Origin of the sequence: Streptomyces griseorubiginosus (assembly GCF_001514195.1) — a bacterium.
GTDB lineage: Bacteria > Actinomycetota > Actinomycetes > Streptomycetales > Streptomycetaceae > Streptomyces > Streptomyces griseorubiginosus.
Map to the genome: position 1 here is coordinate 206864 of NZ_KQ948746.1, position 24687 is coordinate 231550.

A 24687-nucleotide genomic window follows, 5' to 3' on the forward strand; every position below is an offset into this window, starting at 1 on the left:
AAGAGTCAGCTGCTCTAACCAACTGAGCTAGCGGCGCCTGCTGACCTGCATGACTCTACCGGATGCCGGAGGGTGCTGCGGACCGGGGCGCGGGAGGGGGCGTACATCATTCGGACCGTCAGCATGCGTGTCCGGGCGACAGTTGAGAAACTGGCGAACGTGCACAGTTGCGGACATTTCGACCTTCAGGGTGAGGGGCGTCGCATGGAGACTCCGGTGTTCGAGGAGATCGATCCCGAGAACGACTGCGACTGCCCCGGATGCGTCCACTGGCGCCGCGTCCTGCCCCGCCCGGCCGGCGGACACCCCGCCGCCGCCCGAACCGTGATCCTCGCCGCCACGGCCGCCACCGCCGCCACCGCCTTCGGCGCCCTGCACGCGGCCCCCGCCGTCGCCGCCCCCCAGGCCCCCGTCCGCCCCGGCGCCCCCAGGGCCGACGAGCCCGACACCCCCCAGGGCGACAAGGCCCCCCTGCACGGCCCCGGCGCCAAACCCGCCCCCATGGGGACACCCACCACCACCCGCGCCGACATCATCCGGCGGGCCAAGCAGTGGGTCGCCGCCCGGGTGCCGTACAGCATGTCCGAGTACTGGGGCGACGGTTACCGCCAGGACTGCTCCGGCTTCGTCTCCATGGCCTGGAGCCTGCCGCGCAACGAATGGACCGGCAGCCTCGCCCAGTACGGCGTCCGGATCGCCAAGGACGACCTCCAGCCCGGCGACATCCTGCTCTTCCACAACCCGTCCAACCCCGAGAACGGCTCCCACGTCGTCATCTTCGGCGGCTGGACCGACTACACGCACACCTACTACCTCGCCTACGAGGAGACCCGCCCCTACGCCCGCAAGCAGGCCACCCCCTACGCCTACTGGAGCAACTCCGACCGGTACGTCGCCTACCGGTACAAGGGCCTGGCGGCCGGCACCCCGGGCACCGAGCCGGACGGCGGCGCCACTCCGGACGGCACCAACCCGGACCCCGCCAAGCCGCAGAGCCCGGACGCCACGCCCTACCCCGGCGCCGCGTACTTCGGTCCCGGGGCCAACAACAAGTACGTCACCCAGCTCGGCCGCATGCTCGTGGCGCGCGGTGCCGGGAGCTTCTACACCTCCGGCCCCGGCCCCCGCTGGTCGGACGCGGACCGCAGGGCCACCCAGGCCTTCCAGCAGGCGCAGGGCTGGCGGGGCGGGGACGCGGACGGGCTGCCGGGTGCCCAGACCTGGACCCTGCTGGTGACCGGCGGCGGCAAGGACATCGCGGCGAAGGGCGAGACGGGGGCCGCGGGGCCGCCCGCACCCTCCTCGCACGGTGTCCCCGGCTATCCGGGCCGCGCGATGTTCCGGCCCGGCGCCACCAACAAGTACGTCACCCAGCTCGGCCGCCAGCTGGTGAAGAAAGGGTTCGGCAAGTACTACACGACCGGCCCGGGACCGCGCTGGGGCGAGCCGGACCGGCGAGGAGTGGAGGCCTTCCAGCGCGCCCAGGGCTGGCGCGGCGGCGCGGCCGACGGCTACCCGGGTCCGGAGACCTGGCGCCGGCTGTTCTCGTGAGGCCCGGGTCTTCTCGTAGGCCCCTGCTGTTCTCGTGAGGCCCGGGTCTTCTCGCAGGCCCCGGCCGTTCTCGTAAGGCTCGGCTCTTCTCTTGGGCCCCGGCTGTTCTCGCAAGCACCGGCTCATCCCTGCACGGTCGGCAATCACCCGTATCGCCCGTATCACCCGTCCGTCCCCCTGTTGTGACGCATCTGGCGCGGAGGCTGGAGGCACTCATGAGTACGACCACTTCACACACCCCCGAGTCCGAGGGACCGTCCCGGCCCGCCCGGCTCATCCAGAACGAGGTGACCACCGAGATCCCGGTCCACCTGCTGTTCCGCGACGACCCGGACCCGGTGTCGGTCCCCCTCAAGCCCGCCGTGGTGGCCCGCAGACAGGGCACCGGCGAGCAGCCCCGCCTGCGCAGGACCGCCCAGGCCGCCCCGCGCTCCGCGCCCGATGTCGACCCCGAGCTGGCCGAGCGTCCCGCGCGGGTGCTGCCGGGCGCGGCGGGCGTCCTCGCCGGTGTCTGCGGCCTGGCCGGGTGCGCGGTCACCTCGTGGTGGGCGGGCGTCGTACCGCCGCTCGCGCTGGAGGCGCTGCGGCTGCCGTCGTACGCGCACGCGGTCCTCGGCCCGGTGCAGTGGGCCGTCTACGCGGGCGCCGGTGCCCTCGGGCTCTTCGGCTTCGGCGGGCTGGCCCGGGGCCGGACCGGACGGGCCTGGGTGCTCGGGCTGTTCGGCCGCTACCGGGGGACCGTCCGGCGCACCGGGCTGATGTGGGTCAACCCGCTGCTGCTGCGCCGCCGGGTCGACGTACGGCTGCGGCACTGGCGCAGCGAGCCGATGGCGGCGGCCGACGCGAGCGGGGTCGGGCTCAGGGTCGTGGTCCTCGTGGTGTGGCGGGTGCGGGACACCGCGCGGGCCACGCTGGGTGTCGACGACCACGAGACCTATCTGCGCGAGTGCGTCGAGGCCGCGCTCGCCCGGATCCCGGTGGAGGCGCCGGGCTCGGGACGCGGTTCGGCCGACGCGGCGGGGGAGGCGCTGACCCGGCTGGTGGCCGCGGAGACCGCGCCGGTCGGCGTGCAGGTGTTCTCGGTGCAGCCGCTGCGCATCGAGTACGCCCCGGAGGTCGCCGCCGCGATGCACCGCCGCCGGATCGCCGCCCTCGACGCCCAGAACCGGGCGACCGTGCTGACGTCGGTCGTGGACTCGGTGGAGGACACGGTGACCCGGCTGACCATGCGGGGCCTGGTCGAACTGGACGACTACGAACGCAAGGCGCTCGTGAAGGACCTGACGGTCGCGTTCTCCTCGGGGTGTATGGACACGGTCAACACACGGTAATACTCTGCTACTTGGTCTAGACCTGCAAGCTCGTCGAACTTCCCCACGTTCCCAGGAGCAGCAGCATGCGCAGAAGGACCAAGTGGTACGCCACCGCGCTCGGCCTCACCACCGCCGGCACCCTCGTCCTCTCCACCGGGGGTGCCAGCGGCCACGGCTACACCGACCTCCCCATCAGCAGGCAGAAGCTCTGCCAGAACGGCACGGTGACGAACTGCGGCGACATCCAGTGGGAGCCGCAGAGCGTCGAGGGCCCCAAGGGCTTCCCGGCCGGCGGACCGGCCGACGGCCAGATCTGCAACGGCGGCGTCAGCCGCTTCAGCCAGCTCAGCGCACCGAGGACCCCGTCGGGCGCCGCCTGGCCGGCGACCAGGGTCACGGGCGGGCAGAGCTACACGTTCCGCTGGCAGTTCACCGCCATGCACGCCACGACCGACTTCAAGTACTACGTCACCAAGGCGGGCTGGAACCAGAACCACAACCTCGCCCGCTCCGATCTCAACCTCACCCCGTTCCTGACCGTCCCCTACAACGGCCAGCGACCCCCCTCCACCCTCTCGCACAGCGGCACCCTGCCGTCCGGGCTCAGCGGACGGCACGTGATCGTCGCGGTGTGGACGATCGCCGACACGACCAACGCGTTCTACGCCTGCTCGGACGTCACGTTCTGAGCATCGCTTGAGACAGTCCAGGCTTCCCCCGGGGTAGGTTCCCCCACACGAGCAGTACCTGACCTCGGGGGATGTGCCATGGACGCCTTCTTCTACCTCATTCCCGGCCTCATCATGACCGGGGCCCTCTTCGCCGCCTACCGCGTGGTGCAGGGCTCGCTCCGGATGCGCAGGGCGTGGAACAGCGGGCTGACGGCCGAGGCGCGCTGCCTCAGGATGTTCACCACGGTGCACGGCGGCGGCAACGACACCTCGGTGCGCACCACCGTCCACCATGTATACGAGTTCACGGCCCGCGACGGCCGCACCGTCCGCTTCGAGGAGGAGAACGGCCCGGCGACCCGCCTGGAGGGCGACTTCGTGACCGTGCACTACGCGGAGGGCGAGAACGTGGTGGCCACGGCTCAGGCACCCCGCCCCGCCCGGCAGGCGGCAGCAGCCTTCGGCACTCTGGCCTTCCTCGGTGTGATCGTGGCGTTCTGCGTCGGCTTCATGGTCACCTTCACCGAGATGAACTCGACCCTCCACATCTGACGCTCCGTCAACTACCGTGCGCCCTCATGGACTCCAGGAGGCGTACGGTCGCGGAGCTCGTCGTCGGACGGTGGGGGGACCACCGGCCCGGACTGTGGTTCGAGGGGCGGGAGTTCACCCACCACGAGGTGGCGGCCGGAGCCGCCGCACGGGCGGCCCTCCTCGCCGACCTGCTGCCGGGGCCCGGCGCCCACATCGGCGTCCTGCTCGACAACACCCCTGAATACCCGATGTGGTTGAGCGCGGCCGCCCTCGCCCGGGCCGCCGTCGCCGGCATCAACCCCACCCGCCGGGGCCCCGAACTCGCCCGCGACATCCTGCACACCGAGTGCCGCCTGCTGATCACCGAACCCGCCCAACTCCCATTGCTGCGCGGCCTCGACCTGCCCGGCGTCCGTCTCCTGGTGACCGGCTCCGAGGAGTACGACAGCCTGCTCGCGCCCTACGCCGGTGCCGAACCGGACGCCTCTCGTGCCGCCCCCGAGGACCGGCTCCTCCTCTACTTCACCTCCGGCTCCACCGGCGCCCCCAAGGCCGCGCTCTGCTCCCAGGGCCGGCTGGCCGCCGCCGGGCGGTCCCTGGCCGACCAGTTCCGGCTCGGCCCCGACGGGGTGCACTACGTCTGCATGCCGATGTTCCACGGCAACGCGGTGATCGCCGACTGGGCGCCCGCGCTGGCGACCGGTGCCGGGGTCGCGCTCCGGCGGCGGTTCTCGGCGTCGGGGTTCCTGGCGGACGTGCGCGCGTACCGGGCGACGTACTTCACCTATGTCGGCCGGGCGATCCAGTACGTCCTCGCCACCGAGCCCCGCGAGGACGACCGGGACAACCCGCTGCGGCTCGGCTTCGGCACCGAGGCGGGGGCGGTGGACGCGGCTGCCTTCGAGCGGCGGTTCGGGGTGCGGCTGGTGGAGGGGTACGGCTCCTCCGAGGGCGGCGCGGCGATCCAGTGGGCGCCGGGGACGCCTCGGGGCGCGGTCGGTCGGGCGGGGCCCGGGCTCGTCGTACTGGATCAGGAGACGGGCCGGGAGCGACCGCCGGCGCGCTTCGACGCGGCGGGGCGGCTGCTGAACGGGGACGAGGCGATAGGGGAGCTGGTGAACAGGGCGCCGAACCCGTTCGAGGGGTACTGGCGCAACCCCGAGGCGGATGCCGAGCGCCGCCGGGACGGCTGGTACTGGACCGGCGACCTGTTCTACCGGGACGCCGACGGCTACCTCTACTTCGCGGGCCGCACCGACGACAGGCTCCGCGTCGACAGTGAGAACCTCGCCGCCGCGATGATCGAGAACATCCTCGCGCGGTACGAGGGGGCGGAGGCCGTCGCCGTGTACGCGGTGCCGGATCCGGTGACCGGGGACCAGGTGATGGCGACGATCGCCGGAACCTTCGACCCCGTCGCCTTCGCGGCCTTCCTGGCGGCCCAGCCGGACCTCGGCACGAAGATGGCCCCACGGTACGTGCGGGTCGTGGACCACATGCCGGTCACAGCCACCAACAAGATCAACCGAGCCCAGCTCAGAAAGGAGGGCCTGAACTGCACGGACCCCATCTGGACCAGGGAAAACGCCGAAGGGCCCTTCGCTCCCACGAAAGGCCCTTCACCGGTGCGCCGCCAGGGACTCGAACCCCGGACCCGCTGATTAAGAGTCAGCTGCTCTAACCAACTGAGCTAGCGGCGCATGACTCTCGCCGTCCGCCTCTCGGCGGCTGGCGACAGAGAAAATACTACCCGGTCGGAGGGGGTGCTTCTGACCAACCCAGGGTGGACCCACTCAGGGGCGCGGGGCTGTATCGATCTGCGGCTCCGCCGCGTGGGCGCGACCAGCCCCCACCGGCCCGCAGTCGACCGACGACCTCCCGCGCCGCTCCTAGATCGCCAGCGAAAGCAGAACCGGTGCCGCCCCCCGATTCAACCGCTCCGTGGCCCGCCGCAGGCGATGCGCCTGTTCGACCGGCAGCGACAGCGCGAGGCATCCCACCATCGACCCCGCCGTGATCGGCACCGCCGCGCAGACCGTGCCCACCGCGTACTCCTGGAGGTCGAGGTGGGGAACCGTCGGCGGCTGGGTCTCCAGACGGGACAGGAGCAGCTTGTCGCTGGTGATCGTGCGGGACGTGAGCCGGGTCATCCGGTGCCGGGACAGATGGTCCCGCCGGCCGTTGTGGTCGAGCTGACTCAGCAGGCTCTTGCCCACCGCCGTCGCGTGCGCGGAGGAGCGGAAGTCCACCCACTCGTTGACCGCCGGGGTCGCGGGCCCGTCGGCGTACTGTTCGACGGAGATCTCACCGTCGACGTACCGGCTGATGTACACGGCCGCGCCGATGGTGTCGCGCAGCTCGTCGAGGGTGCGCTGGAGCTTGGCGCGCAGGGCCTCGTCGCGGTGGTGGACCGAGCTCAGCCTGGTCAGGGCGTCCCCGGTCATATAGGCGCCGTCGGCCACCTGCTCGACGTACCCCTCACGGCGCAGCATCCTCAGGAGCGTGGTCAGTCGCTCCGGGTCCAGGCCGGTCGTGCGGGCGAGTTCTGCGTCGGTGACTCCGGCGGTGTGCCGTGCCACGGTCTCCAGGACGCGCAGCGCGTCCTGGGCCGAGTGGTACGGCGCGGTCGGTTCGTGCTTCAGCGCCACGGTGTTCCCCCTGCGCTCGCTCGGTCGCACTACTACTGGGCCGTAATCCAGACAGCGATCCCCTCCACGATAACCGGCAAAAGGCTTGTAGTGAGCGGCTGTTGACGAGATTCCGTCCCCGGGTCGGGCCTCTCAGCAGGGGCGCTGGCACGCTGGCATATGCCAGAGGTATGACCCGGGTCCGGGACCTCGCAGGTTGAACTTTGTTCACTTCCCGTCGTCAGAGAACCGCGCTGAGAAATTCCCGGGTCCGGTCCTGCTCGGGCTCGCTGAACATCTTCTCCGGCGGCCCCGACTCGATGATCCGGCCCGCGTCGAACATCAGGACCTGGTCGGAGATGTCCCGGGCGAAGCCCATCTCGTGGGTCACGCAGAGCATCGTGATGTCGGTGGTGCGGGCGATGTCCCGCAGCACGTCGAGGACACCGGCCACCAGCTCCGGGTCCAGCGCCGAGGTCACCTCGTCGAGCAGCAGCACCCGCGGCCGCATGGCCAGCGCCCGCGCGATCGCCACCCGCTGCTGCTGCCCGCCGGACAGCTGGGTCGGCCGGGCGCCGGCCTTGTCGGCGAGCCCCACCAGGTCGAGCAGCTCACGCGCGCGCGCCTCCGCCTCGTCCTTGGACATGCCGAGGACGGTGACGGGCGCCTCGGTGATGTTCCTGAGCACCGACATGTTCGGGAACAGGTTGAACTGCTGGAAGACCATCCCGATCTTCTTGCGCACCTCGCGCAGCTGCTTCTCCGGCGCCGGGAACAGCTTCTCCCCGTCGACGCTGACCGTCCCCTCGTCGGGCTTGGTCAGGGTCATCAGCATCCGCAGGATCGTGGTCTTGCCGGAGCCGGAGGGGCCGATCAGCGTCACGTGCTTGCCGGAGTCGACCGAGAAGTTCAGCCGGTCCAGGACGGTGTTGGATCCGAAGCGCTTGGTGACGTCCTCGAAGCGGATCAGCTCGCTGCCGTCCACCGGCGGGTTGGTGTGGGCGTCGGGCTCTTTCATCAGGGGAGTGTCAGCGGACAAGACGTCGCTCCAGGGATCGCAGGAGAAGGGAGGCCAGATAGGAGATGACGATGAAGGCCACGCCGATCACGGTCAGCGGCTCGGTGAACTGGAAGTGCTCCTGCGCGAACAGCCGCGCCTCGCCGAGCATCTCCAGCACCGTGATCACCATCAGCATCGGGGTGTCCTTGAGCATCGAGATCACGTAGTTGCCGAGGGCCGGTACGACCCGGCGGATCGCCTGGGGCAGGATCACCACCTGCCAGGTCCTGATCCTCGGCAGGTTCAGTGCCGTCGCCGCCTCCCACTGGCCGGCGGGCACCGCCTCGATACCGGCCCGGTAGACCTGCATCGTGTACGTCGAGTAGTGCAGCCCGATCCCGATGACCCCGGTGGTCAGCGCGGAGAGGGTCACGCCCCACTCGGGCAGCACGTAGAAGAGGAAGAACAGCTGGACCAGCAGCGGGGTGTTGCGCACGAACTCCGTGACCACCCCGACCGGCCAGCGCACGAACCGCGAGGGCGCGCGCATCAGCAGCGCCCACACCAGGCCCAGTACGAAGGAGATCAGCGAGCCGAGCGCGAGGGCCTGAAGGGTGACCAGCAGACCGTCCCAGAACTGCGGCATGAAGTCGCTCACGGCACTCCAGTCCCACGTCATGCGACACGACCTCCTACGCCCGTCGTCTGGGCACGCTTCAGCTCGGCGTCGGTGTCAAGACCGGGTCGGGGCGCCTTGCCGACCCCCGCCTTCAGCTTCTTCTCCAGGCCCCGCATCAGGCGCGTGAGCGCGAAGGCGATCACGAAGTAGATGAGCAGCAGATACGTGTAGATCCCGGCGCTCTCCTGGAGCGCGAGCCGCACCAGGTTGCCGCTGAAGGCCAGGTCGCCCATGCCCATCACGGACACCAGCGCGGTGCCCTTGAGCAGTTCGACCAGCAGGTTGGAGAACGGCGGGATCATCTCCGGCACCGCCTGCGGCAGCAGGATCAGCCGCAGCCGCTGCCAGGGCGTGAAGCTCAGCGCGATCCCGCCCTCCTGCTGGGCCGGGTCGACCGCCTTGAGCGCCCCGCGCACGATCTCGGAGCCGTACGCCCCGTAGGTCAGGCCGAGTGCGAGGGTGCCCGCCCACATGGGCACGAGCTGCCAGCCGAAGGCCGGGGGCAGCACGAAGAACACCCAGAAGATCATGACCAGCGCTGAGGTCCCGCGGAACACCTCGGTGTAGAAGCCCGCGAGGAAGCGGACGATCCACAGCCGGTGAGTGCGCAGGACACCGACCACGAAGGACACGGCGGCGGCCAGCAGCGAGCTGAACACCAGCAGCTGGACGGTCGTCCAGACGCCCTTGAGTACCAGTTCCCAGAGTCCGGAGGTCATCCGCCGCAGAGCTCCTTCGCGGTCAGGTCCGTCATCTCGGCCTTCGTGAACCCGAAGGGCTGGAGGATCCGGAACAGTTCGCCGCTCTTCTTCAGCTTCCGCAGCTCGACGTTGAAGGCGTCCCGCAGGTTCGTCTCGGTGCGGCGGAACGCGAAGGCGCCCCCGTCGACGTGCGGCTTGCCGCCCACGGTCGGGGTGAAGGCCTTCGTCGCCTCCGCCTTGGCCGACTTCTTCACCACCTCACGGGTCGTCAGCGCGGTCCCGGCGAACACGTCGACGCGTCCGGCCTCCACCGCGTTCAGTCCCGCGACCTGGTCCGGCACGATCAGGATGTCGCTCTCCTTGTAGCCCGCCTCGACGGCGTACTGGATCTCCGCGTATCCGGTGCCGGTGGCGAACTTCGCCTTCTTCTCGACGACGTCCTGGTAGTTGTGAAGACCTTTGGGATTTCCCTTGCGCACGATGAAGGAATCGAGCATCTGATAGTCGGGATCCGCGAAGATCACCTGTTCGCAGCGTTCCGGGGTGACATACATGCCGGCCGCCACGACATCGAACTGCTGCGAATTCAGGCCGGGAATGAGCGAGCCGAACTCGGTGGGCACCGGCTGCACCTTTTCGACGCCGAGCCGCTTGAAGACGACCCGCGCGAGTTCGGGTGCCTCGCCGGTCAGTTCGCCGTTCTTGTCGATGTAACCGAAGGGGATCTCACCCGCGATTCCCAGCCGTACGACACCGGTCGCCCGCAGCCGGTCGAGCAGCTCGCCGCCGCCCTCGGTCGAGGCGGTGGCCACGCGCGAGCAGCCTGCGGCGCCCAGCGTGCCGAGCGCCGCCACCCCCGCGAGCAGCGATCGGCGGGTGGTTCCTGATATGTGTGCGCCATGTTCCAGTGGTGGAGCCATGGCGGCGCGGCTACCCGACCGGATGCGACCTATGCGGATTTATTCGAGCCCTTTTTCGTCGAGGCCCTCTTGACCGGCGGGGGACCATGGAGTGCATGGCTGACCGTTACATCGAAGTCTCGCTGGTCAAGCGCGGGATCACCGCGACGGCAAAGCTCCTCGACGACCGGGCACCGCTCACCTGCGCGGCCGTATGGAGTGCCCTTCCACTCGCCGGTGACGTCTATCACGCGAAGTACGCGCGCAACGAGATCTACGCGCTCTTCGCGCCGTTCGCGGAAAACGAACCACCCCTGGAAAACCCGACAGTCACCCCCATTCCCGGAGATCTCTGCTATTTCTCCTTCGCGGGCACCCAGCTCGGGACGCCGTCCCACGGCTACGACCGGGAGGTCCGCCCGGACACGACCGTCGTCGACCTCGCCCTCTTCTACGAGCGCAACAACCTGCTCCTGAACGGGGACGTGGGCTGGGTGCCGGGCACCGTGTGGGGCCAGGTGACCGAGGGCCTCGACGCCCTCGCCGAGGCCTGCAACGACCTCTGGCGCGCAGGCGCCCTCGGCGAGTCCCTCCGCTTCAGCCGCGCCTAGACGAGGAGTTCCGATGGGGGCAGTGGTCGTACCGACTCCAGTGGCGACTCGCCCTCGCGTCGCTTCTCCCGCGATGACGTCATCGAACGGCAATGGTCTCCGTGGTCTTCGTCTCGTCCGTGAGGGCGGGGTCTGAGCCCTTCGGCCCGCGAAGGGCGACGTAAACGAGCAGCACGCCCATGACGGCGACGCCCGCCCACATGGCCTGCTGCCAGCCGTCGACGAAGGACTGCTGCGCAGCGCGGATCAGGTCCTGGGCATGGCTGCCGGTGCTCGGGGCCACCTCGACGGCGTTGGCGATGCCCTCGCGTGCGGTGTCCGCGGCCTTGTGGGGGATGCTGCCGAGTTCGTCGTCGATGGCCCTGTGGTAGCCGTTGGCCAACAGCGCGCCGAGCATCGCGACGCCCAGGGCGGTGCCCAGTTCGCGGGTGACGTCGTTGAGGGCGGAGGCCACACCTTGCTTGGCGCGGGGCAAGGAACTGGTGACGGCCTCCGTGGAGGGTGTCATGGACAGGCCCATACCGATGCCCATGGTGAGCATGCCGGCGAGGACGGACAGGTAGCCGCCGTCGACGGAGACGAACAGCGCCATCAGCGCGAGGCCGAGGGTGGACAGGGCGATGCCCACGGTCATGGTGGAGCGGGCGCCGATCCTGGCGGCCATCTTGGGGGCGAGGCCGGAGGCCGTCATCATCATGATGGCCATGGGCATCATCGCCACGGTGGACAGCAGGCCCGACCAGCCCAGCACGGCCTGGAAGAACGGGAAGAGGACGACGGCGATGCCGGCCTGGACGCCAAAGACGACGAGCAGCGTGAGAGAGCCGCCGGCCAGGCCGCGCTCGCGGAAGAGGCGTACGTCCAGCAGTGATGCGTCGCCGCGGTGCAACTCCCAGGCTACGAAGGCGATGGCGGCGGCGACGCCCACGCCCAGGCTGATCAGCAGGACGGGGTCGGTCCAGCCGCGCTCGGGGCCTTCCTGCAGGACGAAGACGATGCCGATCACGGCGATGGTGGACACCGATGCGCCGATGGTGTCGAAGGAATGGGTGGAGCGTTCGCGGGAGTCGGGCACCGACTTCAGGGTCATCGCCAGCGCGACGGCGGCCAGTGCCACGGGCAGCACGAACAGCCACCGCCAGTTCGCGACGTCCACGAGGAGTGCGGAGAGGAACATGCCGAGGATGCCACCGCCTCCGGCGACGCCGGTCCACACGCCGATGGCCTTGCCCCGCTCCTCCTCGGGGAACGTGGAGGTGATCACGGCCAGCGTGATCGGCATGATCATCGCGGCGCTGACGCCCGCGGCCACGCGGGCGCCGATCATCACCGCGGCCGACGGGGCGAACCCGGCGACGACGCCGGCCGCGCCGAAGACGACCAGTCCGGTGATCAGCATGGGCTTGCGGCCCCATCGGTCACCGATGGCGCCGAGCGGCAGCAGCAGGGCGGCGAGGGCAAGCGTGTAGACATTGATGATCCACAGGACAGTGGTCTGCGAGGCGCCCCACTCGACGGCCAGGTGGGTCTGGGCGACGTTCAGGCCGGACACCGACGCGATGACGGCCATCAGTGCGATCGAGACGGTGATCAGGATGGCGCGCAGCTCACGCGCATCCGGCGTCCGCCCGCCGTCGACTGGTAGGGCCTTCGTCCGGGGAGGCTGGTTGCTACTCACGGTTTCCTCTCAAAAAGGGCATGGGGGATCAGCGCGCCGACGCACGCCGGTTGATGGGGGATGAGCGGACCGCTGGGCGCGGTCGTATGCGACGCTAAGCCCGCATTGCGGAAAGGGCATACCATGTTGCTTATGACGCAAGAAGATGGAGCGCTGGACAGCCTCGTACGCAAGCGGATCCGCGCGCTGCGCGTCGCTCAGGGATGGTCCCTGGAAGACCTGGCGGCTCGCGCGAACCTCAGTCAGTCCTCACTGAGCCGCATCGAGAACGGACAGCGCCGCCTCGCCCTGGACCAGCTCGTCACCCTCGCCCGCGCCCTGGACACCACCCTGGACCAGCTCGTGGAGAACGCTGCTGACGACGTCGTCATCAGCCCGATGATCGACGGCGCCCATGGCCTGATGCGCTGGCCCGTGAAGGGCGACCCCGGCCTCAGCGTCGTGCGTCAGCGCATGACCGAACCGCCGCCCGACAGTGCCGCCCGCATGCGCGCCCACCCCGGTCGCGAATGGCTCGTCGTGCTCTCCGGTACGGCCGTCCTCATGCTCGGCCACCGCCGACTGCGCATCGAGACCAACCAGGCCGCCGAGTTCCCCACGATGATGCCGCACGCGATCGGGGCCGAGGGCGGTCCGTGCGAGATCATGGGCATCTTCGACCGCGACGCCCGCCGCGGCCACCAACGCGACACCGGCGGCAGCGGCGACGGTGTCGGCGCGCAGGGGTCCTCCGTGTAGTGGCTCCCGGCCGTGTCGCCCGTCCGTGCGAGGGTGCGATCTTGCGCGGCGGGCAGCGCGCCGGGCCATCTTCTTGCGTATATCGCAGGCAGTCGTGCTTGTTACGCATGACCGTCTTACGTTGGCGCCATGACCAAGACGCACCAGCACCCTTCCCACGGCCGCAGCGGCCGGCCCGGCGGGCACGGCCACGGGCAGGCGGAGATCCTCGACCTGGACGCCGAGGTCCTCGCCGAGCACCTCGCATCCATCGCCGCCTGGTTGCCACTGAAGGCCGAGCCGCGCCGGATCGTGGACCTGGGCTGCGGCACTGGCGCGGGCACCTTCGCGCTTCTCGAACGCTTCCCCGAAGCCCACGTCACCGCGGTCGACGCCTCCGCCGACCACCTGGAGGTCCTGCGGGTCAGGGCCCGCGCCCGCGGCGTCCCGGACCGGGTGCGCACCGTGCAGGCCGACCTCGACAGCGGTCACTGGCCCGACCTCGGCACACCTGACCTGGTGTGGGCCTCCGCGTCGATGCACCACATGGCCCACCCCGACCGCGCGCTGCGCAGCGTCCACGGACTCCTCGCGCCGGGCGGGCTGTTCGCTGTCGTCGAGCTGGACGGCTTCCCCCGCTTCCTCCCCGCCGACGCCCCGGAAAGCCGACCGGGACTCGAGGAGCGAGCCCACAGCGCGGCCGACGGCTTCCACGCCCAACACGTCCCGCACCGCGGCGCCGACTGGGGGCCGATGCTGACCGCCGCCGGGTTCGCCGTCGAGGACGAGCGCACGGTAACCGTCGACATCAAGGGCAACGGCAGCGAGGCCGTCGGCCGCTACGCCCACGCCGGCCTGCAACGCATCCGCGGCTCCGCCGCACCTGCACTCAGCCCCGAGGACCTCGCCGCCCTCGACGAACTCCTGGACCCCACCAGCCCGCACAGCGTCCTGCACCGCGACGACCTCGCCGTCCGCACCGAGCGCACCGTCTGGGCCGCCCGCCGCACCTGACCCCTGGGCTGCCCGGTTGCCCGCCGGGCCGCAACCACACCCCGCTGGGGAACTACTCCTCTAGCGCCCGCCCCGACTCGCCGGGACGCCCGCCGCCCCCGCCTCGTACAGCGCGTGCGCCGCGCGCAGCACCAAATCGTCCCGGTGTCGGGCCGCGACGATCTGGAGGCCCACCGGGAGGCCGTCGGCGTCCGTGCCGACGGGGACGCTCGCCGCCGGCTGCTGGGTCATGTTGAAGGGGTAGGTGAACGGGGTCCAGCCGGTCCAGCGCTGGTGGCCCGAGCCCTTCGGGACCTCGGTGCCCGCCTCGAACGCGGTGAGGGGAAGGGTCGGGGTGACGAGGAGGTCGTAGGAGTCGTGGAAACGGCCCATGCGGCGGCCGAGTTCCATGCGGACGTCCACCGCGGCGAGGTAGTCGAGCGCGCTCGTCCGCCCGCCCCGTGCGCGGATCTCCCGCAGCCCGGGGTCCAGCAACTCCCGCTGGTGCGGCCCCAGATGCTGGGTCACCCGGGCCGCCCCGCTGAACCACAGGGTGTGGAAGGCGTCCACCGGGTCGGCGAAGTCGGGGTCCGCCTCGGTGACGTACGCGCCGAGTCCGGCCAGCCGCTCCACGGCCCGCCGTACCGCCGCGGCGACAGCGGGCTGGACCGCCACCTGGCCGCCCAGGGACGGCGAGTACGCGACCCTCAGCCCCCGCACCCCGCCCCGCAGGGCCGCGGAGAACGAGCCCGCCGCGGGACCGAGCGCCGACCAGTCGCGGGAGTCCGGCACCCCGATCACGTCGAGCAGCAGGGCCGCGTCGGCGGCGTCCCGGGTCATCGGGCCCACATGGGCGAGGGTTCCGAAGGCGCTCGCCGGGTACAGCGGCACCCGGCCGTACGTCGGCTTCAGGGCGAAGATCCCGCAGAACGCGGCCGGGATCCGGACACTGCCGCCGCCGTCCGTGCCGAGCGCGAGCGGCCCCGCGCCGAGCGCCACGGCCGCCGCGGCGCCCCCGCTGGAGCCGCCCGCGGTGCGCGTCGGGTCGTAGGGATTGCGGGTCACGCCCGACAGCGGTGAGTCCGTTACGCCCTTCCAGCCGAACTCCGGTGTCGTGGTCTTGCCGAGGAACACCGCGCCGCTCTCCCGCAGCCGGGCCACCGACGGCGCGTCCTCGTCCCACCGACCGTGCTCCGCGACGGTCCTGGAGCCCTTGAGCGTCGGTGTCCCGCGCATCAGCAGGATGTCCTTCACCGTGACCGGTACGCCGTCCAGCGCGCCCGACGGCTCCCCGCGCCGCCAGCGGTCCGCCGACGCCCCCGCCTGCGCGAGGGCCTCCTCCCACGTCAGGCGCACGAAGGCGTTCACCTCCGGCTGGATCCCCGCGGCCCGGTCGAGCGCCGCCCGGGTCGCCTCGACGGGGCTGAACTCCCCCTTGCGGTACCCCTCGACGAGTTGTACGGCGGTCAGTCCGGTGAGGTCCTGCATGTGCTGCCCCTCCGCTCGGCGTTCAGTGCCCTGGCACGTACCCGCGCTGCTTGTCGACCACGTTCGTGAGAGATCTGCCCGCCTCCCAGCGCTCGTACATCTCCACGAACTGCGCGGAGAGTTCGTCCCGCCAGCCGACGGTGTCGCCGCTCATGTGCGGGGACACGATCAGACCGGGGACGTGCCACAACGGGCTGTCCGGCGGCAGCGGTTCGGTCTCGAAGACGTCGAGGGCCGCCCCCGCGATCCACCGCTTGGTGAGCGCCTCCACCAGGGCCTGCTCCACGACCAGTTGGCCCCGGCCGATGTTGATGAACCGCGCGGAGGGCTGCATCATCCCGAAGCGGCGGGCGTCGAACATGCCCCGGGTCTCGTCCGTGAGCGGGGCGGCCGCGATCACCCAGTCCGCGCGGGCCATCAGCCGGCCGAGGTCGTCGGGGCCGTGGATCCCGGTGCGGGAACGGCGGCCCACCAGCGCGGTGGTGATGCCGAGTGCCTTGAGGGCGGCGACGATCGCCCGGCCGATGGGCCCGGAACCGACCACGCACGCGCGCGTGCCCGCCACCCGCTGCGACTCCCGGTGCCGCCACACGCCCTCGCGCTGCAACTCGAGGGTCCGGGGCAGGTCCTTGGCCATCGTCAGGACCAGCGCGGCCACGTACTCGGCGATCGGCTGGTCGAAGACCCCGCGCGCGTTGGTCACCACCGTGTCGGAGTCGGCGAGTTCGGGGCACATCAGGTGGTCCACGCCCGCGCTCGCCGTGTGCACCCAGCGCGGCCGCGGGCCCTCGCCCGGCCACGCGTCACGCACCGCGGTCGAGGTGAAGTCCCAGACCAGCAGCACATCGGCCGACGGCAGCCGCTCGGCGAGCGTGGTCGCGTCCGCATGCTCGACACGGGCCCGGCCGGTGAGCCTGCCGAGGCGCGGAAGGGGGTCGTCGTCGAGGACGAGAAGGGTGGGCACGGACATCGAGGCACCGTTTCTGCGGGGCGCCGCGCGGGTTCCGGGAGGGCCGCACGGGCGGTTTCTGCACGTTCATCAGGGCCGGCCGACCTTTTTCCGCCGGTTTCCGCGGCGCGGCCGAGCGTCTGACGTGGGCGGAAACACCGGGGGTGGGTCAGGTGTGACGTGAGCGTGACATGGGCGGATTGACCACGCTCGCACCCGAACCTACCTTCGTCAACACGGGCGTTGCGCACGTTCCGCTGTCCCCCCGTCTCTCAGCGTGAGGCCGGTCATCGCCATGGACGTCTCCTTTCTCGGTGGTCCGCGCCCGCAGCGCGGTGTCGGTGTCGTCGCCCCCTTCGACTTCGCGCTGGATCGCGAACTGTGGCGCTGGGTCCCCGAGGAGGTCTCGCTCCATCTGACCCGCACCCCGTACGTCCCCGTCGAGGTCAGCCTCGACCTGGCCCGGCTGGTCAGCGAGCACGAGACGCTGCACGACGCCGTGCGCACGCTCCACGCCATCGCCCCCGAGGTGGTCGCCTACGCTTGCACCTCCGGCAGCTTCGTCGGCGGGATCGCGGGGGAGCGGGCCATGTGCGCGGCCATGACCAGGGCCGGCGCGGTGCCCTCCCTGACCACCTCCGGCGCCCTCCTGGACGCCCTCGCCGAGCTCGGCGTGACCCGGGTCGCCCTGGTGACGCCGTACACCGTGTCCGTGACCCGGGCGCTCGAGGAGTACGTCGCCGAGGCGGGCGTCTCCGTCGCCGGGTGCGCCTACATGGGCCTGACCCGGCACATCTGGAAGGTGCCCTACCGCGAGGTGTCCGAGATGGCCCACAAGGCCGTACGGCCCGACGCGCAGGCCCTGTTCATCAGCTGCACCAACCTGGCGACCTACGACGTCATCCCCCAACTGGAGGCGGAACTGCGCATACCGGTGATCTCAGCCAACCAGGTGACCATGTGGGCGGCGTTGCGCCGACTGGGTACCCGAGCCGTGGGACCGTACCAGGCGCTGATCGATCCGGCGGCCAGGAGCGGCCCCGCGCGCCCGGAGATCCCGGGTCTGCCGGACGTCCGGGGACTGCCGGACGGAGAACAGCAGCAGGAAGGCTGGACATGACCGCTCTCGGATTCCTCTACCCGGGCCACGCCGCGGAGGACGACTATCCGCGCATCGAACAGCTCCTGGGCAGCGACATCCGCCTGGACGTCGTCCACACCGACATCGGCACCGACGCCCACCGCGTGGACGCCCTCCTGGAGATGGGCTCGGCCGGGCGACTCGCCGCGGGCGTCGAGCAACTGCGCCTGTCGGGCGCCGAGTCCGTCGTCTGGGCCTGCACCAGCGGCAGTTTCGTGTACGGCTGGGAGGGCGCCCACGAGCAGGTCCGCACCCTGGCCCACGCCGCCGGCATGGCCGCCTCCTCGACCTCCTTCGCCTTCGTGCACGCGGCGCAGGAGATCGGCGCCGGGCGGGTGGCGGTCGCGGCGACCTACCCGGACGACGTGGCCGGACTGTTCGCCGAGTTCCTGCGGGCCGGCGGGATCGAGGTCCTCCAGGTCCGCGGCGCCGGGATCGTCACCGCGGCCGAGGTCGGCACGTGGGGCGAGGAGGAGGTCTTCGCGCTGGCCCGGGAGGCCGACTCACCGGACGCGGAGGCGGTCCTGCTCCCGGACACGGCCCTGCACACCGCCACCCACATCCCGGCCCTGGAGAAGGAACTCGGCAAGCCGGTCCTCACCGCGAACCAGGTCACCGTCTGGGAGGCGCTCCGCCTGACCGACCGCAGGGTCAACGCGCCGTCCCTGGGAACGCTGTTCACCAAGGAACCACTCGTCCAGGCGTAGCGACCGGCGGGGAGTACCGGCCGTCCGGGTGCGGGCGGTCGGCGGGGAGCACCGGCCGTCCAGGCGTGAGCCACCGGCCGAGGGCACTGGCCGCCCCCCGGGGGCGGCCGGGCTCCGGCTCCCGTCACATCCGGGTCCGGCGGCGCACCGAGCGCAGCCGCATCGTCAGGCCGATGGCCAGCATGATCAGGGCGGCGGCGCAGTAGGCCCACGAGCCGCTGCCCCGCACCGCGTCGACGGAGGCCAGCACGACCCACAGGCCGGCCACCACGCTCAGCGCGGTCCAGGCGATGTCGGCGATACGGACGGACAGCTGGGCCTCCTGCCGGGTCCCGGGCTCCAGCGGCCCGATCTCGCCATCCCGTGAAGTGCTCTCCCTCGTCATGGGCGATCCCTCCGGTCAGTGAGGTGGTGCGCTCTGGGTACCCGGGAGCCCCTGCGGCAAGCGGCCGGGCACCTGACGGGATGCGGAGGCAGCGGCTCCGTGGACGAGGGGACGGTGGCCGGGGACGGGCCGCGTCCGGGAATAACCGGGGACAGTCTCCTGTTGCCGCCACGACGACAGCGCACGGCTGACGACAGCGCACGGCTCACGAGCAGGAGGCACCCCACCGTGGCGGAAGACGAGATCCGAGGTACTGCCGAGGGCACCGCCCCCGTACCCCTCTCGGTCCTGGACCTGGTCACCGTCGGAGCCGGCCGCACGGCCGGCGACGCCCTGCGCACCAGCGTCGCCATCGCCCGGCTCGCGGAGTCCCGCGGCTTCCACCGCTACTGGGTCGCCGAGCACCACTCCATGCCCGGCGTGGCGTCCTCGTCCCCCGCGGTGATCCTCGCCCACCTCGCCGCCCACACCACCCGCATCCGGCTCGGCTCGGGCGGTGTGATGCTGCCCAACCACGCCCCGCTGGTCATCGCGGAGCAGTTCGGCACGCTGGAGGCGATGGCCCCCGGCCGGGTCGACCTGGGCCTCGGCCGCGCCCCGGGCACCGACGGCGCCACCGCCGCCGCCCTGCGCCGCACCGACCGCCTGCACGAGGGCGCCGACGACTTCCCCGAGCAGCTCATGGAGCTCACCCGCTTCCTGGACGACGACTTCCCCGACGGCCACCCCTACCGCCGTATCCACGCGGTGCCCGGCCCGGTCCAGGCGACCTCGCCCGGCGGCGTCCAGTCCCCGCACCGCCCCCCGATCTGGCTGCTGGGCTCCTCCGGCTTCAGCGCCCGCCTGGCCGGCTCCCTCGGGCTGCCCTTCGCCTTCGCGCACCACTTCTCGGCCCAGAACACCATCCCGGCCCTGGACCTGTACCGCGAGTCCTTCCGGCCCTCCGCGGTCCTCGACGAGCCGTACGCCCTCATCGGCGTCTCCGCCCTCGCCACCGACGACGAGCGCGAGGCCCGCCGCCAGGTCCGCGCCGCCGCCCTCAACATGATCCGGCTGCGCACCGGCCGCCCCGGCCTGGTCCCCACCCCGGAGGAGGCGGAGGCCTACGAGTTCAGCCCCATGGAGGAGGAGTTCGCGAACTCCTGGAACGCCAACGTCATCCACGGCACCGCCGACGAGGTCCGCGCCGGCCTCGACGACCTCCACAAGCGCACCGGCGCCGACGAGCTGATGCTCACGGGCAACGCCCACAGCGGCGACGTACGCCTGCGCTCGTACGAACTCGTCGCCGACGCCTACGGGTTGCCGACGGCCTGACCGTCGGCCGGCGGGGCCCTCAGACCTGGGCGCCCATCAGCCCGGAGATACGATCCGGCGACACCGGCCGCGAGTACAGCCAGCCCTGGCCGGTGTCGCAGCCGATGCGGCGCAGCCGGGTGGCCTGGGCCGAGGTCTCGACGCACTCCGCGGTGACGGTGAGGCCGAGGCGGTGGGCCAGCTGGATCATCGCCTCGACGACGACCTCGTCGGCCGGGTTCGGCGGGACGCCCTCGCCCTCGTACTGGAAGCCGCGAACGAAGGAGCCGTCCAGCTTCAGAACGGAGACCGGAAGGCGGCTGAGGTAGGCGAGGTTGGAGTAGCCGGTGCCGAAGTCGTCGATGGCGATGCCGACGCCCATGTCGCTCAGCGCCTGGAGGGCCTGGAGCGGGCGGCCCGCCGAGCCCATGACCGCGGACTCGGTGAGTTCGATCTGGAGCAGGTGCGGGGCGAGGCCGGTCTCGGCAAGGGTCTGCGCCACGTCCGCGACCAGGTCGGAGTCCCACACCTGGCGGACCGCCACGTTGACGCTGACGAAGATCGGCGGCTCGTCGGGGTGGTCCAGCTGCCACTGCCGGGCCTGGCGACAGGCGGTGGCGAGGATCCAGCGGCCCAGCGGGACGATCGAGCCGTCCTCCTCGGCCAGTGCGATGAACCGATTCGGCGTCAGCATCCCGAACTGCGGGTGGTTCCAGCGCACCAGCGCCTCCACCCCGCGCAGCCGCCCGTCCTCCATGCCCACCAGCGGCTGGTACTCCAGCTGGAACTCACCGCGCTCGATGGCCGGACGGAGCGTGGAGGCCAGCGCCTGGCGGGTCATGCGGTGGGCGTTGCGCTCCGGGTCGAAGAGCGTCCAGCGGTCCCGGCCGTCCGCCTTGGCCCAGTACAGGGTGGTGTCGGCGGCCTGCATCAGCCCGGTCGCGGAGGTGCCCTCGGCCTGCCGCTCGACCACGCCGATCGACGCCGAGACCGACATCCGGTGCCCGGAGACGTCGAAGGGCGCCTGGATCGCCTTCAGCAGCGCCTCGGCGAGGTCGGCGAGCTGCTCGGTGCCGGTGGAGTCCTCGACCAGCAGCGCGAACTCGTCGCCGCCCAGGCGGGCCACCAGGGGAGCGGTCGCCCGGCCCTGCCCGGCCTCGTTCGCGCAACGCGTGAGCCGCTCGGCGACGGCGGCCAGCAGCCGGTCGCCGACCCGGTGGCCGAGGGTGTCGTTGACGGCCTGGAACCCGTCGAGGTCCAGGTAGCACAGCCCGATCCGGCCGGTGCCGCCCTGCTGGTACGACTCCGGCTCCAGCGCGGCCGTCAGCCGCTCGAAGAACAGGGTGCGGTTGGCCAGCCGGGTCACCGGGTCGTGCATCTGCAAGTGCCGCAGCCGGGCCTGGAGTTCACGCCGGGCGGTGATGTCGGCGACGGACAGCAGCACGCCCGGCGCACCGTCGGCCAGGGGCGTGATGGTGATCTGCGCCCACATGGAGTGCCCGTCGGGGTGCTTCAGCCGCCGCTTGCAGCGCAGCTTCGCCTGCCGTCCGCGCAGCACCTCGCGGTAGGAGTGCCAGGTGCGCGCGTCCGAGGCGAGGTCCACCAGGTCGGCGGCCAGGGCCCCGGTCAACTCTCCCGGTACGGCCCCGAGCAGCTCGCCGAAGGCGGGGTTGGCGTCGACGACCGTGCCGTCGCGGTCCACCACCGCCATGGCCAGCGGCGCGGCGGCGAAGGCCGCACGGTGCGACGGCGGCCCGGTACGGGTAGCTGTTGTGATGTCACTCTCTGTTACGGTCGACCCGTCGAGGTCTGCCGCGGGCGCCGGCCCTTCGGACGTTTCGTTCACCGCTAGCTCCCGCAGTGCACTCGATCGCTGTCCGCGCAGGAAAGTGTGCCGATCATAGAGGCTGCCCTGAGGCCCTTCCAGCCATTGCCCAGTCTCGCGGACCGGCAACCCCTCTTGGCAGATCGTTTCTGCCCGGGGCTGGACGGGTTCTTCGGGCCCAGGACCGGTTGTGACGTTCCGTGAGCGATTCGGGGGTGTCGGCCGGTTCGGGAGGTCACGCCAACTCACTCGTCCGGTGCAGATAAACAGGACGTAGCACTGCAAAACCACACAGGCTGGGTGCGGTATCCCGTGAACCGTTCCCGGAGGTCCTGTTGCCGCGCCCGTTTCCGCGCACTCTCCCGCGCCCCCGACTGCGCAGCACCGCCGCCGTGTTCACCACCATGGCGGCCCTCGCCGCCACCTCCCTCGTCGCCGGCCACTCCGCGGCCGAACCCTTCTCCTCGGCGCCCTGCACCCTGGAGCGCACCGAGGCCCACCACTCGGAGGGCCTGGACACCTGGAACAGCGCCTATCCGCGCCCGGCCCGCGCCCTCGACGCGGTCATGGTCTTCCTCTCCTTCCCGGACGCCCGGCCCCTGACCAGCCCCGCCGAGCTGACCGCCGATCACTTCCCGGGCACCACCCGCTTCTTCGAGCAGGCCTCCTACGGCCGCTTCACCCTGCGCCCGCACTCGCTGCGGCACTGGATCCGGATGCCGAGGCCGTCGACGTCGTACGCCATACAGCGCGACTGGAGCGCCCCGGACCGGGCCGCCTACCTCCGGGACGCCCTCGCCGCGGCCGACCCCCAGGTCGACTTCTCGCGCTACGACGTCGTCTACTTCGTCGCCGACCCGGACGCGCCCGGCGTCGACTCGGACGCCACGAAGGTCGTCAACCTGGACGTGCCGCTGCGGGCGGACGGCACGGACATCCGCCGGGTGGTCACGGTCTTCGAGAAGCACCCGCCGGACCGGCTGGTGCTGGCCCACGAGACCGGGCACGTGTTCGATCTTCCGGACCTCTACCACCGGCCCGCGGACGGCAAGGGCGACTGGGACACCTACGTCGGCGACTGGGACCTGATGGGCAGCCAGTTCGGTCTCGCCCCGGACCTGTTCGCCTGGCACAAGTGGAAGCTGGGCTGGCTGGAGCGGCGGCAGGTGGTGTGCGTACGGGGGCCCGAGCCCAAGCGGCTGACGCTGGAGCCGCTGGAGACCGGCCCCGGCAACGCCGGGATCTTCGGCCCGGGCCGCGGCACCAAGCTCGCGGTGGTCCGCACCGGGGACGACAGCGTGCTCGCCTTCGAGGCACGCGGGGCGGTGGGCCCCGACGCGGCGGTGTGCCGGCAGGGCATCCTGATCTACCGCGTCCACAGCGGCACCGCGTCCGGCACGGGCCCCGTCCAGGTCATCGACGCCCACCCCCGCACCGAGGCCTGCTGGGAGAACTCCGTCTACCCACCCCTGGCCGACGCCCCGGTCGACACCGGCGAAACCTTCACGGTCCCGGACACCAAGGTCCAACTGAAGGTGACAAGCCGGACACCGACGGGGGCGTGGAACGTGCAGATCACGGCGGGCTGACTCTCGACCTACGGCACGGTGGCCGACAGGGAGGGGGGTGTGGGTGGCGGAGCCCCCACAACGCGCGGCGCAGCCGCGCAGAAATGACGACGGCGAGGCCGGTTCGCGCTTTCCGCGAACATGCCTCGCCATCGACGTCGTGCGCCGCCAGGGACTCGAACCCCGGACCCGCTGATTAAGAGTCAGCTGCTCTAACCAACTGAGCTAGCGGCGCCTGCTGACGTCGTAGACCTTAGCATCCTGATCGGCCGGGGGAAAAATCGAAATCCGCACGGCGTTCCGGGCCGCCCGGACGGCCGCCCAGACCAGGATTTCCGGGCCCGGCAGCCAGGGGTGGCGGGTGTCCGGGGCGACCAGCCAGCGGGACGTCAGTCCGGAGTGCGCGGCGCTCAGCGGGGCTGGGACGGTCACCGCGTCGCCCGTGCCGTGGCACAGCAGCGGCGGGATCGCCCCCGTCCGCCCGAACTCCTCCCACCGCAGCAGCGACGGCAGCCGCTGAGCCGTGCCCGGCGCCGAGAAGAGCAGCATCCGCCCCCGCAGCGTGGCGACCGGCCCCGAGCCCGGCCCCTCGTCCCACAGCCGGTCCAGCATCCGGCGCCCGAAGATCGCGGGGACGCTGACCACGTCGAAGGCGGTGCCGCAGGGCAGCACCACCGGAGCGGTGGGCCGTTCCTCCCACAACGCCAGGGTGCTGCGCGGATACGTTCCTGCCGAGGTGAGCCAGGCGGCCCCGTCCGTGGTGACACCGGAGACGTCGAAGCGGTCGGAGAAAGGTTCGTCGCGTGCGCTCATGGCATCTACAGGTACCGGGCGTGAGCGCGCGGCTCCCGAGGGTTGCGGGAATCCGGGACAGGGGAGGGGAGAGGGGAGTATCTTGCCCGCCTGGCATATGCCAAAGCTTTACTCAAGCGGCGGTCACGGCCACCGCATCAGGCTCAGACGGGGTCCGCGTGTCCACGGCCGCCGTCCTCCACACCGCGCAGCAGCTCGCGGCCGAACTCGACCATCTTCTTCGCGTAGTCCTCGGTCCACTCGGCGCGCTCGGCGATGTCCGCCGCGGTCAGCCGGTCGAAGCGCCGGGGGTCGGCCAGCTGCGCCGCCGCCATCGCCTGGAACTCGACCGCGCGGTCCGCCGCGGCGCGGAACGCGTGCGCCAGCTCGGTGGCCCGGGCCAGCTGGGCGCGGGGGTCGTCGATCGACTCCAGATCGAAGAAGTGCTCGGGGTCGTCGGCCACCTGTGCGGGCTCGAACAGCAGGGGCGCGGGGCGTAGCCGCGGTTCGTTCCGACGCGGCGTGGGCTCCGCCATGTCTTCGTCCTCCTCGTAACCTCGTA

The 24687-nt window shown here is 71.5% G+C and carries 24 protein-coding genes and 2 tRNA genes; 12 read left to right on the forward strand and 14 right to left on the reverse strand.

The genetic code is table 11. The features are described 5' to 3' along the window. The first annotated feature begins 204 nt into the window (after positions 1-204). The 5 genes from AQJ54_RS38985 to AQJ54_RS39005 all read left to right on the forward strand — a co-directional run bounded on the left by AQJ54_RS38985 (position 205) and on the right by AQJ54_RS39005 (position 5730). Positions 205-1551, forward strand: a complete 1347-nt coding sequence (locus AQJ54_RS38985; RefSeq protein WP_062245823.1) for a peptidoglycan-binding protein — start codon at positions 205-207, stop codon at positions 1549-1551. A gap of 215 nt (positions 1552-1766) precedes the next feature. Continuing rightward, positions 1767-2882 carry an SPFH domain-containing protein gene (locus AQJ54_RS38990; protein ID WP_062245825.1) on the forward strand — a complete coding sequence of 372 codons (1116 nt, stop codon included), beginning with the start codon at positions 1767-1769 and terminating at the stop codon, positions 2880-2882. Positions 2883-2947: 65 nt separating this feature from the next. Continuing rightward, positions 2948-3553, forward strand: coding sequence for a lytic polysaccharide monooxygenase auxiliary activity family 9 protein (locus AQJ54_RS38995; protein ID WP_020138913.1), 606 nt, complete (start codon positions 2948-2950; stop codon positions 3551-3553). A gap of 78 nt (positions 3554-3631) precedes the next feature. Then, the gene (locus AQJ54_RS39000; protein WP_062031214.1) at positions 3632-4087 is read left to right on the forward strand and encodes a hypothetical protein; all 456 of its coding nucleotides are present in this window, start codon (positions 3632-3634) and stop codon (positions 4085-4087) included. A gap of 26 nt (positions 4088-4113) precedes the next feature. After that, positions 4114-5730 carry a long-chain-fatty-acid--CoA ligase gene (locus AQJ54_RS39005; RefSeq protein ID WP_079070213.1) on the forward strand — a complete coding sequence of 539 codons (1617 nt, stop codon included), beginning with the start codon at positions 4114-4116 and terminating at the stop codon, positions 5728-5730. Here AQJ54_RS39005 and AQJ54_RS39010 read toward each other — a convergent pair. The 6 genes from AQJ54_RS39010 to ehuB form a co-directional block, all read right to left on the reverse strand. Beyond that, positions 5696-5769: transfer RNA gene (locus tag AQJ54_RS39010), tRNA-Lys, on the reverse strand. The two genes, AQJ54_RS39005 and AQJ54_RS39010, sit on opposite strands and share 35 nt — an antisense overlap. Positions 5770-5958: 189 nt before the next feature. Then, on the reverse strand, positions 5959-6717 hold the full coding sequence (locus AQJ54_RS39015; protein WP_062245827.1) for an IclR family transcriptional regulator: 759 nt from the start codon (positions 6715-6717) through the stop codon (positions 5959-5961). A gap of 220 nt (positions 6718-6937) precedes the next feature. Continuing rightward, entirely contained in the window at positions 6938-7714 is a 777-nt protein-coding gene (gene ehuA / locus AQJ54_RS39020) for an ectoine/hydroxyectoine ABC transporter ATP-binding protein EhuA (RefSeq protein WP_020138909.1), read from the reverse strand. 10 nt (positions 7715-7724) lie between these two features. Next, positions 7725-8375 (reverse strand): ectoine/hydroxyectoine ABC transporter permease subunit EhuD, encoded by a 651-nt coding sequence (ehuD, locus tag AQJ54_RS39025; RefSeq protein ID WP_062245829.1) that lies wholly within the window; start codon positions 8373-8375, stop codon positions 7725-7727. Next, positions 8372-9094 (reverse strand): ectoine/hydroxyectoine ABC transporter permease subunit EhuC, encoded by a 723-nt coding sequence (ehuC, locus tag AQJ54_RS39030; RefSeq protein ID WP_062245832.1) that lies wholly within the window; start codon positions 9092-9094, stop codon positions 8372-8374. Before ehuC ends, ehuD begins: the two co-directional genes overlap by 4 nt. Next, positions 9091-9996 carry an ectoine/hydroxyectoine ABC transporter substrate-binding protein EhuB gene (gene ehuB, locus AQJ54_RS39035; RefSeq protein WP_062245835.1) on the reverse strand — a complete coding sequence of 302 codons (906 nt, stop codon included), beginning with the start codon at positions 9994-9996 and terminating at the stop codon, positions 9091-9093. Before ehuB ends, ehuC begins: the two co-directional genes overlap by 4 nt. A gap of 95 nt (positions 9997-10091) precedes the next feature. Between ehuB and AQJ54_RS39040 the strand changes: the two genes are divergently transcribed. After that, on the forward strand, positions 10092-10586 hold the full coding sequence (locus AQJ54_RS39040; protein WP_062245836.1) for a DUF3830 family protein: 495 nt from the start codon (positions 10092-10094) through the stop codon (positions 10584-10586). A 79-nt stretch (positions 10587-10665) separates the two neighbouring features. On the opposite strand, the gene AQJ54_RS39045 is transcribed toward AQJ54_RS39040, so the two are convergent. Continuing rightward, on the reverse strand, positions 10666-12264 hold the full coding sequence (locus AQJ54_RS39045; RefSeq protein ID WP_062245838.1) for an MFS transporter: 1599 nt from the start codon (positions 12262-12264) through the stop codon (positions 10666-10668). A gap of 132 nt (positions 12265-12396) precedes the next feature. Here AQJ54_RS39045 and AQJ54_RS39050 point away from each other — a divergent pair, with 132 nt between their 5' ends. Together AQJ54_RS39050 and AQJ54_RS39055 are read left to right on the forward strand one after the other, a co-directional pair. Beyond that, on the forward strand, positions 12397-13002 hold the full coding sequence (locus AQJ54_RS39050; RefSeq protein ID WP_062245841.1) for a helix-turn-helix transcriptional regulator: 606 nt from the start codon (positions 12397-12399) through the stop codon (positions 13000-13002). A gap of 129 nt (positions 13003-13131) precedes the next feature. Then, positions 13132-13995, forward strand: a complete 864-nt coding sequence (locus AQJ54_RS39055; RefSeq protein ID WP_062245843.1) for a class I SAM-dependent methyltransferase — start codon at positions 13132-13134, stop codon at positions 13993-13995. 60 nt (positions 13996-14055) lie between these two features. Here the strand turns inward: AQJ54_RS39055 and AQJ54_RS39060 are convergent, their stop codons facing one another. After that, positions 14056-15462: an amidase gene (locus tag AQJ54_RS39060; RefSeq protein WP_062245845.1), complete on the reverse strand. Its 1407-nt coding sequence runs from the start codon at positions 15460-15462 to the stop codon at positions 14056-14058. A 22-nt stretch (positions 15463-15484) separates the two neighbouring features. Further along, positions 15485-16432 (reverse strand): D-2-hydroxyacid dehydrogenase, encoded by a 948-nt coding sequence (locus AQJ54_RS39065; protein ID WP_062245846.1) that lies wholly within the window; start codon positions 16430-16432, stop codon positions 15485-15487. Between the two features lie 274 nt (positions 16433-16706). Here AQJ54_RS39065 and AQJ54_RS39070 point away from each other — a divergent pair, with 274 nt between their 5' ends. Together AQJ54_RS39070 and AQJ54_RS39075 are read left to right on the forward strand one after the other, a co-directional pair. Continuing rightward, positions 16707-17531 carry a maleate cis-trans isomerase family protein gene (locus AQJ54_RS39070; protein WP_062245848.1) on the forward strand — a complete coding sequence of 275 codons (825 nt, stop codon included), beginning with the start codon at positions 16707-16709 and terminating at the stop codon, positions 17529-17531. Beyond that, positions 17528-18259: a maleate cis-trans isomerase family protein gene (locus tag AQJ54_RS39075; protein ID WP_062245851.1), complete on the forward strand. Its 732-nt coding sequence runs from the start codon at positions 17528-17530 to the stop codon at positions 18257-18259. Before AQJ54_RS39070 ends, AQJ54_RS39075 begins: the two co-directional genes overlap by 4 nt. Before the next feature lie 124 nt (positions 18260-18383). Here AQJ54_RS39075 and AQJ54_RS39080 read toward each other — a convergent pair whose 3' ends face one another. Further along, positions 18384-18644, reverse strand: coding sequence for a hypothetical protein (locus AQJ54_RS39080; protein ID WP_062031190.1), 261 nt, complete (start codon positions 18642-18644; stop codon positions 18384-18386). Positions 18645-18872: 228 nt separating this feature from the next. Between AQJ54_RS39080 and AQJ54_RS39085 the strand changes: the two genes are divergently transcribed. Further along, complete coding sequence (locus AQJ54_RS39085) at positions 18873-19961, forward strand: LLM class flavin-dependent oxidoreductase (protein WP_062245853.1); 1089 nt, start codon at positions 18873-18875, stop codon at positions 19959-19961. 19 nt (positions 19962-19980) lie between these two features. Here AQJ54_RS39085 and AQJ54_RS39090 read toward each other — a convergent pair whose 3' ends face one another. Beyond that, complete coding sequence (locus AQJ54_RS39090; RefSeq protein ID WP_062031183.1) at positions 19981-21786, reverse strand: putative bifunctional diguanylate cyclase/phosphodiesterase; 1806 nt, start codon at positions 21784-21786, stop codon at positions 19981-19983. 314 nt (positions 21787-22100) lie between these two features. Here AQJ54_RS39090 and AQJ54_RS39095 point away from each other — a divergent pair, with 314 nt between their 5' ends. Beyond that, positions 22101-23354, forward strand: a complete 1254-nt coding sequence (locus AQJ54_RS39095; protein WP_062245855.1) for a M6 family metalloprotease domain-containing protein — start codon at positions 22101-22103, stop codon at positions 23352-23354. A 140-nt stretch (positions 23355-23494) separates the two neighbouring features. Here AQJ54_RS39095 and AQJ54_RS39100 read toward each other — a convergent pair. From AQJ54_RS39100 to AQJ54_RS39110, 3 genes are all read right to left on the reverse strand, one after another. Then, a tRNA-Lys gene (locus AQJ54_RS39100) sits at positions 23495-23568 on the reverse strand. Beyond that, complete coding sequence (locus AQJ54_RS39105; protein ID WP_062245857.1) at positions 23559-24146, reverse strand: bifunctional DNA primase/polymerase; 588 nt, start codon at positions 24144-24146, stop codon at positions 23559-23561. Before AQJ54_RS39105 ends, AQJ54_RS39100 begins: the two co-directional genes overlap by 10 nt. Before the next feature lie 143 nt (positions 24147-24289). Beyond that, positions 24290-24661 (reverse strand): hypothetical protein, encoded by a 372-nt coding sequence (locus AQJ54_RS39110; RefSeq protein ID WP_062245887.1) that lies wholly within the window; start codon positions 24659-24661, stop codon positions 24290-24292. Between the last annotated feature and the right edge of the window lie 26 nt (positions 24662-24687).